The organism is Microbacterium atlanticum, from assembly GCF_015277815.1.
Lineage (GTDB): Bacteria > Actinomycetota > Actinomycetes > Actinomycetales > Microbacteriaceae > Microbacterium > Microbacterium atlanticum.
Window position 1 is genome coordinate 3,153,835 of record NZ_CP063813.1, and the last position, 15,477, is coordinate 3,169,311.

At 70.9% G+C, this 15,477-nt stretch carries 14 protein-coding genes; 12 read left to right on the plus strand and 2 right to left on the minus strand.

All coding sequences use genetic code 11. The annotated features are described in order from the left end of the window. The first annotated feature begins 178 nt into the window (after positions 1 to 178). Genes IR212_RS14525 through IR212_RS14535 form a run of 3 tightly spaced genes read left to right on the plus strand, consistent with a single transcriptional unit; the run spans position 179 to position 2,601 of the window. Positions 179 to 1,201 carry a LacI family DNA-binding transcriptional regulator gene (locus IR212_RS14525; protein ID WP_194396575.1) on the plus strand — a complete coding sequence of 341 codons (1,023 nt, stop codon included), beginning with the start codon at positions 179 to 181 and terminating at the stop codon, positions 1,199 to 1,201. Between the two features lie 30 nt (positions 1,202 to 1,231). Continuing rightward, on the plus strand, positions 1,232 to 1,480 hold the full coding sequence (locus tag IR212_RS14530) for a hypothetical protein (RefSeq protein WP_194396576.1): 249 nt from the start codon (positions 1,232 to 1,234) through the stop codon (positions 1,478 to 1,480). Between the two features lie 56 nt (positions 1,481 to 1,536). Continuing rightward, positions 1,537 to 2,601, plus strand: a complete 1,065-nt coding sequence (locus tag IR212_RS14535) for an LLM class flavin-dependent oxidoreductase (RefSeq protein ID WP_194396577.1) — start codon at positions 1,537 to 1,539, stop codon at positions 2,599 to 2,601. A 13-nt stretch (positions 2,602 to 2,614) separates the two neighbouring features. Here IR212_RS14535 and pheA read toward each other — a convergent pair whose 3' ends face one another. Continuing rightward, entirely contained in the window at positions 2,615 to 3,595 is a 981-nt protein-coding gene (gene pheA, locus IR212_RS14540) for a prephenate dehydratase (protein WP_194396578.1), read from the minus strand. 192 nt (positions 3,596 to 3,787) lie between these two features. Between pheA and pgm the strand changes: the two genes are divergently transcribed. Then, positions 3,788 to 5,431, plus strand: a complete 1,644-nt coding sequence (pgm, locus tag IR212_RS14545) for a phosphoglucomutase (alpha-D-glucose-1,6-bisphosphate-dependent) (protein WP_194396579.1) — start codon at positions 3,788 to 3,790, stop codon at positions 5,429 to 5,431. Positions 5,432 to 5,568: 137 nt separating this feature from the next. Here the strand turns inward: pgm and IR212_RS14550 are convergent, their stop codons facing one another. Then, a complete protein-coding gene (locus IR212_RS14550) occupies positions 5,569 to 5,847 on the minus strand; it encodes a GlsB/YeaQ/YmgE family stress response membrane protein (RefSeq protein WP_194396580.1) in 279 nt (92 codons plus the stop codon). A gap of 184 nt (positions 5,848 to 6,031) precedes the next feature. Here IR212_RS14550 and IR212_RS14555 point away from each other — a divergent pair, with 184 nt between their 5' ends. From IR212_RS14555 to IR212_RS14590, 8 genes are all read left to right on the plus strand, one after another. Further along, entirely contained in the window at positions 6,032 to 6,955 is a 924-nt protein-coding gene (locus IR212_RS14555) for a DUF6807 domain-containing protein (RefSeq protein WP_194396581.1), read from the plus strand. Positions 6,956 to 7,043: 88 nt separating this feature from the next. Then, positions 7,044 to 8,051: a LacI family DNA-binding transcriptional regulator gene (locus tag IR212_RS14560; protein ID WP_194396582.1), complete on the plus strand. Its 1,008-nt coding sequence runs from the start codon at positions 7,044 to 7,046 to the stop codon at positions 8,049 to 8,051. 136 nt (positions 8,052 to 8,187) lie between these two features. Continuing rightward, entirely contained in the window at positions 8,188 to 9,975 is a 1,788-nt protein-coding gene (locus tag IR212_RS14565) for an ABC transporter ATP-binding protein (protein WP_194396583.1), read from the plus strand. Positions 9,976 to 10,195: 220 nt separating this feature from the next. Then, on the plus strand, positions 10,196 to 11,311 hold the full coding sequence (locus IR212_RS14570) for a Gfo/Idh/MocA family protein (protein WP_194396584.1): 1,116 nt from the start codon (positions 10,196 to 10,198) through the stop codon (positions 11,309 to 11,311). 173 nt (positions 11,312 to 11,484) lie between these two features. Continuing rightward, positions 11,485 to 12,786 carry an ABC transporter substrate-binding protein gene (locus IR212_RS14575; RefSeq protein ID WP_194396585.1) on the plus strand — a complete coding sequence of 434 codons (1,302 nt, stop codon included), beginning with the start codon at positions 11,485 to 11,487 and terminating at the stop codon, positions 12,784 to 12,786. Positions 12,787 to 12,858: 72 nt separating this feature from the next. Then, positions 12,859 to 13,854 carry a carbohydrate ABC transporter permease gene (locus IR212_RS14580; protein WP_194396586.1) on the plus strand — a complete coding sequence of 332 codons (996 nt, stop codon included), beginning with the start codon at positions 12,859 to 12,861 and terminating at the stop codon, positions 13,852 to 13,854. Beyond that, positions 13,851 to 14,789, plus strand: coding sequence for a carbohydrate ABC transporter permease (locus IR212_RS14585; RefSeq protein WP_194396587.1), 939 nt, complete (start codon positions 13,851 to 13,853; stop codon positions 14,787 to 14,789). Before IR212_RS14580 ends, IR212_RS14585 begins: the two co-directional genes overlap by 4 nt. Positions 14,790 to 14,795: 6 nt before the next feature. Next, positions 14,796 to 15,446 carry a DUF624 domain-containing protein gene (locus IR212_RS14590; RefSeq protein WP_194396588.1) on the plus strand — a complete coding sequence of 217 codons (651 nt, stop codon included), beginning with the start codon at positions 14,796 to 14,798 and terminating at the stop codon, positions 15,444 to 15,446. The last annotated feature ends 31 nt before the right edge of the window (positions 15,447 to 15,477 follow it).

Consider the following 15,477-nt stretch of genomic DNA (forward strand, 5'->3'; position numbering starts at 1 on the left):
GCGGGATCGGCGTCAAGGTCGGGGCGGAGTGGTCCACGGTGCTCCAGGGGATCGTCGTTGATTCTGTGAACGTGCACAGAGACGGCCTCACGAAAGCGTCCGGCGATTTCTGTGAACGTACACAGAGTGCCACCGACGTGCCCGTGGTGTCAACACCTCCGCGCAGTACAGTGAGTCGATGACCACCAGGCAGGCCCGATCCAAGCGAGCCACCGTGCACGACGTCGCGCTAGCAGCGGGGGTCTCGCGAGGAACCGTGAGCCGATACGTGAACGGCGATCGCTACGTCTCGGCATCGGCGCGCGAGGCGATCCAGGAGGCCATCGCGAAGGTGGGCTACGTGCCCAACACCGCGGCACGCAACCTCGTCATGCAGCGCACGCAGGCCGTCGGGTTCATCGTGCACGAGCCCCACTCGCTGTTCGTCGAGGATCCCAACATCGGCGCGATCCTCCTCGGCGCGAACACCCGCCTGTCCGAGGCCGACCACCAGATGGCCGTGCTCATCGTCGACACCGAGCGCGACACCGAGCGGGTGGCGCGGTACCTCTCAGGGGGCCTCGTCGACGGCGTCATCATCGTCTCCGCCCGTGCGGACGACCCGATCACGCGCGTGGTCGAGCGCCTCGAGCTGCCCGCCGCCTACGTCGGCCACCCGCCCGGGGCTGCCGACTCCGCCTCGTTCGTCGTGATCGACAACGCCGGCGCCGCCGAAGCGATCACGCGTCGCCTGGCCGAGACCGGCCGGCGGCGCATCGGCATGATCGCCGCCGCACTCGACCGCGACTCGGGCGCCGACCGGCTGCGCGGGTTCCGCACGGCGCTCGGCGCGTCCTTCGACGAGGCGCTCGTCGAGCCCGTGCCCCTCTACTCCTACTCGGCGGGCACGGCCGGCATGCGGCGGCTGCTCGAACGCGCCCCCGACCTGGACGGAGTGTTCGCGGCATCCGACGCCGTCGCCGCCGGCGCGATCGAGGCGATCAAGGAGACCGGTCGCCAGGTGCCGGATGACATCGGCGTCGTCGGGTTCGACGACAGCGCATGGGCGCTGCGGACGACCCCCGCGCTCTCGACCGTGCGCCAGCCGGCCGCCGGGCTCGGCGCGGAGGCGGCCGGCCTCGTCCTCGCCCGGCTGCGCGGCGACGAGACCCCCGCGGAGATGCGACTGGACTGCGAGATCGTCTGGCGCGGCACCGCCTGACAAGCCCCCGAACGCCGGCGGGCGGCATCCGTGCCCCTCAGCCGCGCAGGCACGGCCCCGGCGCCCGCGGGTCCGGAAGACGCGACCGGCGACACGTCCCGCGCGGCGAGCGCGGCGCGGGCGAACTCCTCCACCTACATCGACGACGCCCTGCGCCCGGAGGCCGCGGGCGACGACGAGGCCGAACTGCGCATCGCCCACCTGGTGCACTCCCCCGGCTCGTTCTGCAGCGCGGGAAGCGTGCCGTTCACGGAGGAGTCCGCCCCGGCGCTCGCGTGACGGGCGCCGCCAGCTCATCGGAATAGGACCCCCACCACGGCGGGTTGGCTTCAGTGATGAGCACCGCCACCTCCGCCCCGGCCCTGTCCGTCCTCGACCTCGTGCCGGTGCGCAGCGGCCAGACGAGCGCACAGGCGGTCGCGGCATCCCTCGCCCTCACCGCCGCCGCCGACCGGCTGGGGTACCGCCGCTACTGGTTCGCCGAGCACCACAACATGCCGGCCGTCGCCTCGACGACGCCGCCGGTGCTGGCCGCGGCGGCGGCGGCTCGCACCACGCGGATCCGCCTCGGCTCGGGCGGCGTGATGCTGCCCAATCACTCCCCGCTCGTCGTGGCCGAACAGTTCGCGGCGCTCGAGGCGCTGGCGCCGGGGCGCATCGACCTCGGCCTCGGGCGGGCGCCCGGCTCCGACCCCGTCATCACTCAGCTGCTGCGGCAGAGCGGCACCACGAGCGACGTCGAGCGCTTCCCCGACCACGTGCGCGACATCATGCGCCTGGTCGCGCCCGAGGGCGCAAGCCTGCGGTTCACCTCGGGTGGCACCTACGACGTGCACGCGACGCCGGCTGCGACCACCACGCCGGAGGTCTGGCTGCTGGGGTCGAGCGACTACTCGGCGCAGCTCGCCGCGGCGCTCGGGCTGCCCTACGTGTTCGCGAACCACTTCTCGGGTGAAGGGCTGGAACGCGCGCTCGGGCTGTACCGGTCGGCCTTCCAGCCGTCCGAATCCCTCGCGGCACCGCGTACATTCCTCACGGCGAATGTCCTCGTCGCGCCGACGCAGCAGGAGGCCGACGAGCGCGCCCTCCCCAACCTCCGCATGACCGCGCGGTTGCGGACCAACCGCCCGCTGGTCGCTCTCGAGACGGTCGAGCACTCGCTCGCGAACGCGGCCGAGTTCGCCGGCCTCGGCGACACCGTCATGGCCTCGGCGCGCGCGAAGTGGTTCGTGGGCACGGCCGAGGCCGTGGCATCCGATCTCCGCGCGTTCGCCGCGCAGCACGACGTCGACGAGGTCATGATCTCGCCCATCGCGGGATCGTATGAGAACGAGCCGATGGATGCGGCCCCCGGCCGGCTGCAGACCCTCGAGCTGCTCGCGGCCGAGCTCGGCCGGTGAGAGCGGGCCCGGCTCAGTCCTGCGGGTCGGGCTCCCCGGAGATGAGGCCGCGCAGCCAGTCCCTGGCCTCGACGAACACGTCGTCGGAGTACCGCTCGGGGTAGCGCACCACCGCGCGGTCGGCGCGCGGATACGAGCCGAGGAAGATCACCCGCGGGCTGAAGCGGCGCAGCCCCATCAGCGCGTCGGCCATGCGCTCGTCCTCGAGGTGGCCGTCGGCGTCGACGACGAAGCGGTAGCGGCCGAGCTCGTCGCCGATCGGACGCGAGGCCAGGAGCGACAGGTTGATGCCCCGGGTGGCGAACTGCTCGAGCATCTCCAGCAGCGCACCGGGGTGGTCGTCGGGCAGCTCGACGATGAGCGACGTCTTGTCGGCGCCGGTGGGAGGCGGCGGCACGACCGTCCGGCTCACCAGCACGAAGCGCGTCACGGCGTTCGGGTTGTCGCCGATGTCGGAGGCCAGCAGCTCGAGGTCGTGATGCTCGAGGATCCCGGGAGGCGCGATCGCGGCATCCGCGTCGCTGGATCCGTCCAGCAGCCCCATGGCGCTGGCGACGTTGCTCGCCGACGGCACGTGCGCGTGAGCGGGCAGCGTCCGCGAGAGCCACTGCAGGCACTGCGCATAGGCGACGGGGTGGGCGGCGATGAGCGAGACGTCGTCCAGCCGCGTGCCCGGGCGGCCGACGAGCACGAACTCGACGGGCACCAGGTACTCCCCGACGATGCGCAGTCCGGGCACGGTGGCCAGCGCGTCCTGCGCCGTCGACACGCCGCCGTCGACGGAGTTCTCGATCGCGATCATCGCCGCGTCGGACCGCCCGGCGACGACGTCGGCCAGCGCCTCTCCGACGTTGCGCACCGGCCGCCAGTCGTGGCCGCGCGCCTCGGGCACCTGCGCGAGCGCCGCCTCGGTGAAGGTTCCCGCAGGCCCGAGGTAGCTGTACGTGCGGCGGGCGGGAGCGGATGCCTCGGGGGCGGCGGCCTCGGAAGTCACGCGTGTCAGCCTATCCGCGTTCAGGATTCAGTCCGCCCGTTGGGGCGTGCGGGCGCCGGCCCGGGTTTCCCGCGGCCGCGCCGGGGAACGGTGCCCGGGGAGACTGAATGCTGAACCGCGACTTCCTCTATCCGTTACGCCGACGGCGTCAAGCCTGTGCAGCGCCCCGGGTGGACGGGCAGACTGGGACGCATGAGCCGAGCAGGACAGCCCGCCGAAGCCTCCGACCTCATCGACATCGATGAGCTGATCGCCGCGTACTACGACGTCGTACCCGATCCGGCCGCTGCCGAGCAGCGCGTCGTGTTCGGCACGAGTGGGCACCGCGGCTCGTCCCTTTCGGGCAGCTTCAACGAGACCCACATCCTGGCGACGACCCAGGCGATCGTCGACTACCGCCGGTCGCAGGGCATCGAGGGTCCGCTCTTCCTCGGGCGCGACACGCACGGCCTCTCGCTGCCCGCAGAGCGCAGCGCGATCGAGGTGCTCGTCGCGAACGGCATCGACGTGCGCGTGGACGCGCGGGACTCGTGGGTGCCGACGCCGGCCCTCAGCCACGCGATCCTCACGTACAACCGCGGCCGGGATGCCGCCGATCCAGGCCGGGCCGACGGCATCGTCGTGACTCCCAGCCACAATCCGCCGCGCGACGGCGGCTTCAAGTACAACCCGCCGAACGGCGGACCGGCCGACACCGACGCCACCGGGTGGATCGCCGACCGCGCGAACGAGCTCATCGCGGCGCGCCTCGAGGGCGTCGCGCGGACGCCGTTCAAGGACATCGACGCCGACACGCTCGGGCAGTACGACTTCCGCGACGCCTACGTGCGAGATCTGGGGAGCATCATCGACGTCGATGCGATCCGGTCGGCGGGCGTGCGCATCGGCGCCGACCCGCTGGGCGGTGCGTCGGTCGAGTACTGGGCTCTGATCGCGGAGGTGCACGCCCTCGACCTGACCGTGGTGAACCCCGACGTCGACCCGACGTGGAAGTTCATGACGCTGGACTGGGACGAGAAGATCCGCATGGACCCGTCGTCGCCGTCGGCGATGGCGGGGCTCATCGGCCGCCGCGCGGAGTACGACATCCTCACCGGCAACGACGCCGACGCCGACCGCCACGGCATCGTCACGCCGGACGCCGGCCTGATGAACCCCAACCACTACCTCGCGGTCGCGATCGACTACCTGTATGCGCACCGCCCCGACTGGCCGACGGATGCCGCGATCGGCAAGACCCTCGTCAGCTCCATGATCATCGACCGGGTCGCCGAGTCGCTGGGGCGTCCCCTGCTCGAGGTGCCGGTCGGGTTCAAGTGGTTCGTCCCCGGCCTGCTCGACGGCTCGGTCGCCTTCGGCGGCGAGGAGTCCGCCGGCGCGTCGTTCCTCCGCAAGGACGGCACGGTCTGGACGACCGACAAGGACGGCATCCTGCTCTGCCTCCTCGCCGCCGAGATCCTCGCGGTGACGGGGAAGACGCCGTCGCAGCGGTACGCCGAGCTCGAGGCCGAGTTCGGAGCGTCGGCGTACCAGCGCGTGGACGCCCCGGCATCCGCCGCCCAGAAGGCCGCGCTCGGCAAGCTGGCACCCGAGTCGGTTTCTGCCACGGAGCTCGCCGGCGAGCCGATCACCGCCAAGCTGTCGCACGCGCCGGGCAACGGCGCGGCCATCGGCGGCCTGAAGGTGCAGACCGAGCACGCGTGGTTCGCCGCGCGCCCCTCGGGCACCGAGGACGTCTACAAGCTCTACGCCGAGTCGCTGCGCGGCCCGGAGCACCTCGCACAGGTGCAGGCGGAGGCACGAGAGGTGGTGGCGGCCGCCATCTCGGGAGCGTGACGTCGGTGCGCGGCATCCGCTCGGGTTCCGCGCACAGACGCCGGAACGCGCGAACCCCCATGCCGGAGCATGGGGGTTCGCGCGTTCCGTGAGCCTCTCGGACGTCCGCCGAGGGGGCGGACCGTCCGGAACCCTTGTCAGCGCGCGACGCCGCGGCGGCGCGTGACGGCCACGTAGATGCCGAGCACGATGATCGAGCCGATGATCGAGCCGATGATGCCCGACGGCTGCAGGAAGCCGCCGTTGGGGTCGGCGCCGAAGATCAGGAAGCCGAGGAAGCCGCCGACGAACGACCCGACGATGCCGAGCACGATCGTCATCAGGATCCCGATGCTCTGCTTGCCCGGGATGACGGCGCGAGCGATGAGCCCGGCGATGAGGCCGATGATGATGAGGCCGATGATGGTCCAGAGCATTGATCTCTCCTTTTCTCGTGGACGCTGCGGGGGGTTGCGGCGTCTCTTGTGAGATGACCAAGACGCTACCGTCACTGTCGATTCTGCTGTGAGAATCCGAATGCCCCTATCCTTTGGGGCTTGCGGACGCTACAATCACACGCTCTTGATGAAGGGCAAGCGTTTTCCAAGGATCTGCGCCACAATGGACCACGTGCCGGATCTCCTGCTTCATCTCCACGAAACCGAACTCATCGTCACCGCCGCCGGCGTGGACATCGCCCGGTACGCGTTCGACGCGGATGGCCCGGTCACGGAGGGCCCCAAGCCCTTCTTCCATCCGATCCGCGCGCTGGACGGCGCGCCGCTCACGGCATACCGCCCGTGGGACCACCGGTGGCACAAGGGACTGCAGTTCACGTGGACACACGTGTCGGGTGAGAACTTCTGGGGCGGGCCGACGTATCGGCGCGACGCCGGGTACGTCGCCCTGGACAACGTCGGCCGCATGCGCCACGACCGCTTCACGACGGTGGCCCACGCCGGCTCGGAGGTCTCGTTCACCGAGGAGCTCACCTGGATCACGCAGGCCGGCGCGGAGTGGATCACCGAGGTCCGCACGCACCGCTTCCACGGCCTCGACGAAGAGCGCGGCCTCTGGGTGCTCGACTTCGCCACGACGCTGCGCAACGTATCGGGCCGTGACCTGGAGCTCGGCAGTCCGACGACCGAAGGTCGCCCGAACGCCGGCTACACCGGGTACGCGATCCGGATGCCTCGGGCGTGGACGGGAGGCCGGGTGCTGGCCGCCGGCCTCCCGGACGACGCCGGGACGGAACCGCTCATGGGCCGGGAGACGCCGTGGGTGGCGTTCTCCGGCGAGCACGACGAGGTCGACGGCGGCGGTACCGTGATCGCGTTCGCCGGCACGTCGACCGGTGCCCCCGCCATCCGCTGGTTCGTTCGCAGCGAGCCCTTCCCGATCCTCGCGCCGTCGGCGTCGTTCGACGAGCACGTCCTGATGGCACCCGGCGCCGAGCTCCGGCTCGCGCACCGCCACGCGTTCGGCTCCCGCGTCTGGTCTCCCGACGAGACCCGGGCGATCGCCGGGGAGCTGACGCCGTCGTGACCCGCTCCGGGCGGCACACGCCTACCATGGTCGGACCGATCGCCCGCGGGATCCGTCCCGGCGGCGGCGATCAGACGGGACGAGCGCGATGAAGCGAGTGGGCATCCGCGATGTCGCGGAGCGCGCCGGCGTCTCGATCAGCACGGTGTCCAACGCCCTCAATCGCCCCCAGATGGTGAGCGAGGGGCTCGTGGCGCGGGTCCGCACCGCGGCCGAGCAGCTCGGGTACGTCCCGCTTCAGGCGGCGCAGGCGCTGCGCGCCGGGCGGTCGGGCCTCCTGGGGATGACCGTCATCAACATCGCCAACCCGTTCTTCGCCGACATGGTCGCCGGCGCCGAGGATGCCGCATCCGCCGCCGGCCTTCGCGTGCTCGTCGGGAACAGCTCCGACGACGTCGCGAAGGAGCGGGACCACCTCGAGCTCTTCGAGCGCGTGCACGTCGAGGGGGCGCTGGTGAGCCCGTTCGGACCTCTCGCACCATGGCTCGACCGGCTGCGCGGGCGCGGCATCCCCGTCGTCCTCGTCGATGCCGCCGACGACACCGGGGAGCTGCCCTCGGTCTCGTTCGACGACGTGGCCGGCGGCCGCCTCGCCGCCGAGCACCTGCTCGCCTCGGGTCGACGGCGGCTGGCGTTCGTCGGCGCCCGCGGGGAGGTGCGGCAGGTCCGCGAGCGGCTGGAGGGTGCGCGGCTCGCCGTCGCGGCGTGCCCGGGCGCCACGATCGAGCCGGTCTGGACCGAGCGGACCACCTCCGCGCGGGGAGTCGCCTTCGGCGAGCAGCTCGCCGCGCGGTCGCCCCGGGATCGGCCGGACGGCCTGGTCGCCTCCAACGATCACCTCGCGATCGGCCTCGTCCACGGCCTGATCGCCGGCGGTGTCCGCGTGCCCGACGATGTCGCCGTCGTCGGCTACGACGACATCGAGTTCGCCGCGATCGCGGCCGTACCGCTCACGTCGGTGCGGCAGCCGGCACGTGAGATGGGCCGGGCCGCCGCCGAACTCCTCCTCGCCCGCCTGTCCGGCGCGTCCGGCTCCGACCTCGCGAGCGTGGTCTATCAGCCCGAGCTCGTCGTGCGCGCCTCGACGGCCGGGTAGCCCGGTCTTCTGCTCGTTCGCGGGGGCGGCGCCCAGCCGGGCGGCGGCGAGCCTCGGGTATCCGGGCGCCCGGCCGGGCGACGGCGAGCCTCGGGTGGCGGGCCGCGGGGTGGCGGCATCCGTCTAGCATGTCCTCATGGCTGAGAAAGCGTTTACCGGACCGATCCGCGTGATCGCGCTCGCGCAGCACCGCCGGCCGGCACGCTCCGTGCTGCGCCTGCTCGCCCGGCGGCCGGGCCGGATGGCGCTCGCGATCCTCGCCTTCGCGTGCAAGGAGGTGCCGCTGTGGTTCCTCCCGGTGGTGACGGCGCGGATCATCGACCTCGTCGCCACCGGCGGGGACGTCTCCACGGTGCTGGTCTGGTTCACCGTTGCCGCGGTGCTGCTGCTGCAGAACTACCCGATGCACATCGCGTACACGCGCAACTTCATGACCGTCGTGCGCGACACCGGGGCCGATCTGCGCAACGCCCTCGCCGCGCGGCTGCAGAGCCTCTCGATCGGCTATCACACCCGCGTGAGCTCGTCGATCGTGCAGACCAAGGTCGTGCGCGACGTCGAGAACGTCGAGCTGATGCTGCAGCAGGTCACCCATCCGCTCCTGTCGGCGACGATGGTGCTCATCGGCGCAGTGGTGATGACGGCGATCGCCGTGCCGCAGTTCCTCCCTGTCTACGCGCTCGCCGTGCCGATCGCACTCGGCCTGCGCTGGGCGCTGAGTCGCCGCTCGCGCGCCCGCAACGAGGTCTTCCGCCGCGAGGTCGAGGGCTTCGCCGCCCGTGTCGGCGAGATGGCCTCCCTCATCCCGGTGACGCGCGCTCACGGGCTCGAGCGCACCGCCGTCTCGCGCGTGCAGGCCGGCGCCGACGGCGTGCGCCGCGCGGGTCTCGACCTCGACATGCTCAACGGCCACGTCGCCTCGATCTCGTGGGTCGCGATGCAGCTGCTGGGGCTCGGATGCCTCGTCGCGGCCGCCGTCTTCGCCCTCACCGGCATCCTGCCGATCACCCCCGGGGAGGTCGTGCTGCTGTCGACGTACTTCACGCTGCTGACCCAGGGGCTGACGTCGCTGCTCATGCTGATCCCCGTCGGGGCGCGGGGCATGGAGTCGATGCGCTCGATCTCGGAGGTGCTGCAGGAGCCGGACCTCGAGCAGAACGAGGGCAAGCGCGCGGTGACGTCCGTCGACGGGCGCCTCGAGCTGCAGCATGTGTCGCACCGCTACGACGGCGCCGACCGCGACGCCGTCCACGACGTGTCGCTCGAAATCCTCCCCGGCGAGACCGTCGCGTTCGTCGGCTCGTCGGGCTCCGGCAAGTCCACGATGCTCAACCTCGTCCTGGGCTTCGTGCGTCCGACCGCCGGCCGACTGCTGCTGGACGGCGCCGACATGCAGGACCTCGATCTGCGCACCGTCCGCCGCTCGGTGTCGGTCGTGCCGCAGGAGTCGGTGCTGTTCGAGGGCAGCATCCGCGAGAACATCGCCTACGGCCTGGAAGACGCCTCGGACGAGCGGCTGCGCGCCGCGCTGCGGGACGCCAATGCGGCGGAGTTCGTCGATGCGCTCCCCGAAGGCTGGAACACCGTCGTGGGCGAGCGCGGCGCGCGACTTTCGGGCGGCCAGCGGCAGCGGCTCGCCATCGCGCGGGCGCTGGTGCGCGATCCCCGGATCCTGCTGCTCGACGAGGCGACCTCGGCGCTGGATCCCGAGTCCGAGGAGCTCGTCAAGGACGCCCTCAACCGCCTCATGGCGGGACGCACGACGCTCGTGGTGGCCCACCGGCTGTCGACGATCCGGCAGGCCGACCGCATCGTCGTGCTCGAGCACGGCGAGATCGCCGAGATCGGCACCCACGACCAGCTGCTGGCGGCGGCGGGCCGCTACGCCCGCCTGCACTGGACACAGGTTGGCCTCGCCGGCTGAGTGCGGTGCCGGCCGGTGCCGTCAGGGGGCCGCGCAGGATTCAGGAAGAATCGCCTCCGGCGGCGCGAGGAAGCGCTTCTTCAGGCCGCTGGGCGCTGATCTTGCTGAGCCCCGAACACGGTACGACTCAGCGAGCGCGCGGATAGCGCTTTCCGCCACCGGCGCCTACCCTGGGAGGATCGGGTGCCTCCGGCATCCGCTCGATCCCCGAGGAGCCGACGTGACCGACACTCTTCGCTGCGCCATCGTGGGCACCGGCGCCATCGCCCATGCGCACGCCCGCGCGATCGCGGCCTACCCGCACGCCGAGCTCGTCGCCGTCACAGACCTGTCACGGGCGTCGGCGGAGTCCTTCGCCGCTCAGCACGGCCGGCCCGCGATCTACGACGACCTCGACGCGCTCCTGGGCGCCGACAAGCCCGATGTCGTCCACATCTGCACGCCCCCGGTCGCGCATGCGGCGCAGGCGGTCGCCGCGTTCGCCGCCGGCGCGCACGTCGTCGTCGAGAAACCGCCGGCGCCGTCGCTGGACGAGCTGGAGGAGATGACGGATGCCGCCTCCGCCGCCGGCCGCGAACTCGCGGTGGTCTTCCAGCAGCGCACCGGCACCGCCGCGGCCCACACGAAGCGGCTCCTCGATTCCGGGGCGCTCGGACGACCGCTGCTCGCGCAGTGCCAGACGCTCTGGTACCGCGACGCCGCGTACTTCGCCGTGCCATGGCGCGGCAAGTGGGAGACCGAGGGCGGCGGGACGACGCTCGGCCACGGCATCCACCAGCTCGACCTGCTGGCGTACCTGCTCGGTGATTGGGAGCGGGTCGAGGCGCGGATGTGGCGACTGGACCGGCAGACGCAGACCGAGGACGTGTCGACGGGGACGGTCGTCTTCACGGGCGGGGTCGTCGCCCAGGTGGTCTCGAGCACCGTGTCACCGCGCGAAATGAGCTCGATCCGCATCGACACCGAGAAGGCCACGATCACCGTCGATCACCTGTACGGCCACGGCCACGAGAACTGGCGCATCACGCCGGCCGCGCACATCGACCCCGACGAGTCCGCCACGTGGGCACTCACCGGACCCGAGGAGCGCAGCGACCACGAGTACCTGCTGCGCGACGTGTTCGACGCGCTGCGCGCCGGCGCCCCGCTGCCCCCGACGGCCGACGCGCCCGCCCGCACCTTCGGGCTCGTCGCGGCGATGTACGCGTCGGCCGACGCCGACGGCGCCGTCGTCACGCCGGCCGACCTCGCGGTGCACCCCACCCATCGTCGCAGCTTCGCGAGCGCCGTCATCGACCTGCGACCGGGCCATCGGCCGGTCGGGCGCTCTCACTGAATCGTTCAAATTCTCGCTCAGGTCTCTTGCGAAACGTTTTTCGCTCAGGTACCGTAGCGGGCAAGCGCTTTCCAGCACTCGCCAATCCGCACCGAGGGACGCGCAACACCGCACACACAGACGAGGAACGTCTCGCGGACACACCGAACGCAGACGTTCAAGAGAGGACAAGGATGTTCAGCAAGAAGCGGGCATTCGCCGTCACCGCGATCGCGGCCGGCGCCGCCCTGGTGCTCGCCGGCTGCGCCGGCGGCAACGGTGACACCCCCGAGGCCGACCCCACCTTCGACCCGAACGAGGAGGTCACGCTCGACCTCGCCTTCTGGGGCAACGACGTCCGCGCCGAGCTCTACAACGAGGCGATCGCGGCGTTCAATGAGGAGTATCCGAACATCGAGGTCAACACCTCGTTCCTGGCTTTCCCCGAGTTCTGGGAGAAGCGGCAGACGGAGGCGGCCGGCGGCAACCTGCCGGACGTGATGCAGTTCGACTACTCCTACCTGCGTCAGTACTCCCAGAACGGCCTGCTCCTCGACCTCGACCCGTACCTCGGCAGCATCATCGAGACCGACCCGCTGCCCCAGAACATCCTCGACATCGGCGTCGTGAACGACACCACGTACGCCATCCCGACCTCCACGAACGCGTGGGGCATGTACACCAACCCGGTACTGCTCGAGCAGGCCGGCGTCGAGGAGTTCGACGGCGGCACGTGGGCGGACTACACCGAGTGGATGGGCGAGGTCACCGACGCCTCCGGCGGCGCGTTCTGGGGCGGCAGCGACTTCACCGGCCGCATCCAGAACTTCGAGCTGCAGCTGCGCGCTGAGGGATCGGACCTCTTCAGCGATGACGGCGAGCCCGGGTTCGACGAGGACCGGCTCGCCGAGTTCTGGGAGTCCGGACAGGACATCCGCGACGGCATCGGCGTCCCGCAGCAGCGCGTCGAGGAGGTGGCTCCGTTGAGCCCCTTCGACACCGCGCTCACCGCGTCCGAGCTGACGTGGGACAACTTCGGATCGGGATACCTCGGCAACCTCGGCGAGGAATACCCCGAGCTCGGACTCGTGGCCCCGCCGATCACCGAGGAAGGCGCCAAGGACCTGTACCTCAAGCCCTCGATGCTCCACGCCATCGCGGAGAACACCGACCACCCCGAGGCAGCGGCCACCCTGGTGAACTTCCTCATCAACTCGCCGCAGTCCGGCGAGATCTTCGGAACGAACCGCGGCCTCCCCGCCTCGGAGACGGCCCTCGCGGCAGCCGAGCTCGACCCGCTGAGCCAGCAGATCGCCGACTACGAGGCCTCGATCTCGGACCGCCTCGGCGACGCCCCGCCCGTTCCGATCATCGGCTACGGCACGCTGGAGGAGAAGTTCCGCCAGCTCGGCACGGAGCTCAACTTCGGGACCATCACCGTCGATGACGCCGTCTCGCAGTTCTTCGCCGAGATGGACGTCGTCCTCAACCAGTGAGTCCTTCCGGGTCCGGGCGCGCACAGCGCACCCGGGCCCGGAACCCCCCGAAACCCCGCATCGGAGAGTCTCGTGAGCACCACCGCGACCAGAGTCATCGTCACGGGCGAGAAGTCCTCGCGCCGGTCCCTGTCCCGCAAGCGCCATCCGGAACAGCTGGAGCGCCCGGGTCAGCGCTCGCGGCAGCGTCGCGAGACGCTGGCGGGCTACGGCTTCCTGATCCCGTGGCTGATCGGATTCTTCGGTCTCACCCTCGTGCCGATGGTGTACTCGCTGTACCTGTCGTTCACCAGCTACAACATCTTCTCGCCGCCCCGGTGGATCGGGCTGGACAACTACGTCCGCATGTTCACCACCGACCCGGCGTTCATGCAGTCCGCGCAGATCACCCTGATCTACGTGCTGGTCGGCACCCCGATCACCCTCGCCGCCGCCCTCGGCGTCGCGATGCTGCTGAACTTCCGCGACCGCGGCTCGGGGTTCTTCCGCTCCGCCTTCTACGCGCCGTCGCTGATCGGCGGATCGGTCAGCGTCGCGATCGTCTGGCGGGCGATGTTCTCCGGCGACGGTCCGGTCGACAACACCCTCACCTTCTTCGGCATCGACATCGGCGGCTGGATCGGCAACCCCGCCCTCGTGCTGCCGATGATGATCCTGCTGGCGGTCTGGCAGTTCGGCGCCACCATGGTCATCTTCCTCGCCGGCCTCAAGCAGATCCCGAAGGAGCTCTACGAGGCTGCCGAGATGGACGGTGCGGGCGCCTGGCACCGATTCCGCGCGGTCACGCTCCCGATGCTGAGCCCCGTGATCTTCTTCAACCTGCTGCTCGGCCTGATCGGGGCGTTCCAGGTGTTCGCGTCTGCGTACATCATCAGCAACGGAACCGGCGGCCCCGCCGGGATGACGAACTTCATCACCCTCTACCTCTACAAGCGCGGCTTCGCCGACGGCCAGATGGGGTACGCCGCCGCGATCGCGTGGGTGCTGCTGATCGTCGTCGCGATCATCGCCGTCATTCTGTTCCGCACCCAGCGCTCCTGGGTCCACTACGCCGGAGACAACCGATGAGCACCACATCCTCGTTCGGCGAGAACGCCCTCCTCCTCACCGAGAACCAGGTCGACCCCGACCCGAAGGTCTCCCCGACGACCCGCCGCAAGGTCAAGCGGCGCACGTGGCAGACCGTGATCTGGATGATCGCGCTGCTCGCGCTCGCCGCGATCGTCCTCTACCCGCTGGTGTGGCTGCTGCTGTCGACCTTCAAGCCGAACGCCGAGTTCGGCCAGAACCCGGGCCTGCTCCCGCAGAACCCGACGTTGGACAATTACGCCAAAGTGATGGAGGGCATCGCCGGCGTGCCCATGTGGCAGTTCTTCCTGAACTCGCTCATCATCGCCGTCGGCTCCGTGATCGGCACCGTGGTCTCGTCAGCCCTCGCCGCGTACGCGTTCGCCCGCATCCAGTTCAAGGGCCTCAGCATCCTGTTCGCCGCGATGATCGGCACGCTGCTGCTGCCGTTCCACGTCGTGATCATCCCCCAGTACATCATCTTCAACAACCTCGACCTGGTCGACACCTTCTGGCCGATCCTGCTGCCGAAGTTCCTCGCCACCGAGGCGTTCTTCGTCTTCCTGCTCGTGCAGTTCATGCGTCAGATGCCCCGTGACATGGACGAAGCGGCCCGCATCGACGGCGCCGGGCACATCCGCATCTTCTGGTCGATCATCCTGCCGCTGATCAAGCCGGCGCTCATCACCTGCTCGATCTTCGCGTTCATCTGGGCCTGGAACGACTTCCTCGGCCCCCTGCTGTACCTCACCAGCCCAGAGAACTATCCGCTTCCGATCGCCCTCCGCCTCTACAACGACGCCTCGTCGGGCGGTGCCGACTACGGAGCCACGGTCACGGCCTCGTTCATCGCCCTGGTCCCGGTGCTCCTCTTCTTCCTCGTGTTCCAGCGCTTCCTCGTCGACGGCGTCGCCACGCAGGGTCTGAAGGGCTAGGGCGCCATGGACCGCCGAGAACTCCGCGCCGCGCGCCGTGCCGACGCATCGGGCAGCGGACCGACGCTCGAAGAGCGCGACCCCGCACGCTTCCCCGGCGCGAAGGGCGCCTTCGCCCTGTTCGGCGAGGTGCTGCTCACCGGGCTGCTCATCACCGCCGCCGGACTGCTCGTCGTGACGCTGCCGGCCGCGCTGGCCGCCGGCATCCGTCACCTCCGCCGGTATGTCGAGGCGGAGCAGTCGCACGTGCGGACGTTCTGGCACGACTGGCGCGCGGCCCTTCCCGGCGGCACCGCGGTGGGGCTCGCGGGCGTCGTCCTCGCGCTCGTGCTGACGCTCGACATCCGCCTCGCGGGCTCAGGCGCCCTTCCCGGCGGACCCGTCGTCGCCCTCGTCGGCTGGGCCGGGCTCATCGTGGGAGCGACCGCCCTGCTCCTCGCGGCCGGCGCGTGGACGCCCGAGCACGGCTGGCGCGGCGCCTTGCGCAGCATCCCGGCCACCGTCGTGCGCGACCCGCTGGGCACGGTGTACCTCGCCGCGGCGGGCGCGCTCGTCGCGGTCGTGACCTGGATGCTCGCGCCGCTCCTCCTCGCCGGTCTCGGCTGCGCCGCCTTCGCCGTCGTCGCGGTCCCCGCGCGCCGGGGTCGCCGCGACTGACCCGTTCCCTTTCCGCATCCCGAACAAGGAG

Excerpts from the sequence above, each read along its gene's own strand:
- IR212_RS14525 (WP_194396575.1), top strand. The coding sequence starts at position 179 with ATGACCACCAGGCAGGCCCGATCCAAGCGAGCCACCGTGCACGACGTC.
- IR212_RS14535 (WP_194396577.1), top strand. The coding sequence starts at position 1,537 with ATGAGCACCGCCACCTCCGCCCCGGCCCTGTCCGTCCTCGACCTCGTG.
- pgm (WP_194396579.1), top strand. The coding sequence starts at position 3,788 with ATGAGCCGAGCAGGACAGCCCGCCGAAGCCTCCGACCTCATCGACATC.
- IR212_RS14550 (WP_194396580.1), bottom strand. The coding sequence starts at position 5,847 with ATGCTCTGGACCATCATCGGCCTCATCATCATCGGCCTCATCGCCGGG.
- IR212_RS14555 (WP_194396581.1), top strand. The coding sequence starts at position 6,032 with ATGGACCACGTGCCGGATCTCCTGCTTCATCTCCACGAAACCGAACTC.
- IR212_RS14560 (WP_194396582.1), top strand. The coding sequence starts at position 7,044 with ATGAAGCGAGTGGGCATCCGCGATGTCGCGGAGCGCGCCGGCGTCTCG.
- IR212_RS14565 (WP_194396583.1), top strand. The coding sequence starts at position 8,188 with ATGGCTGAGAAAGCGTTTACCGGACCGATCCGCGTGATCGCGCTCGCG.
- IR212_RS14575 (WP_194396585.1), top strand. The coding sequence starts at position 11,485 with ATGTTCAGCAAGAAGCGGGCATTCGCCGTCACCGCGATCGCGGCCGGC.
- IR212_RS14585 (WP_194396587.1), top strand. The coding sequence starts at position 13,851 with ATGAGCACCACATCCTCGTTCGGCGAGAACGCCCTCCTCCTCACCGAG.
- IR212_RS14590 (WP_194396588.1), top strand. The coding sequence starts at position 14,796 with ATGGACCGCCGAGAACTCCGCGCCGCGCGCCGTGCCGACGCATCGGGC.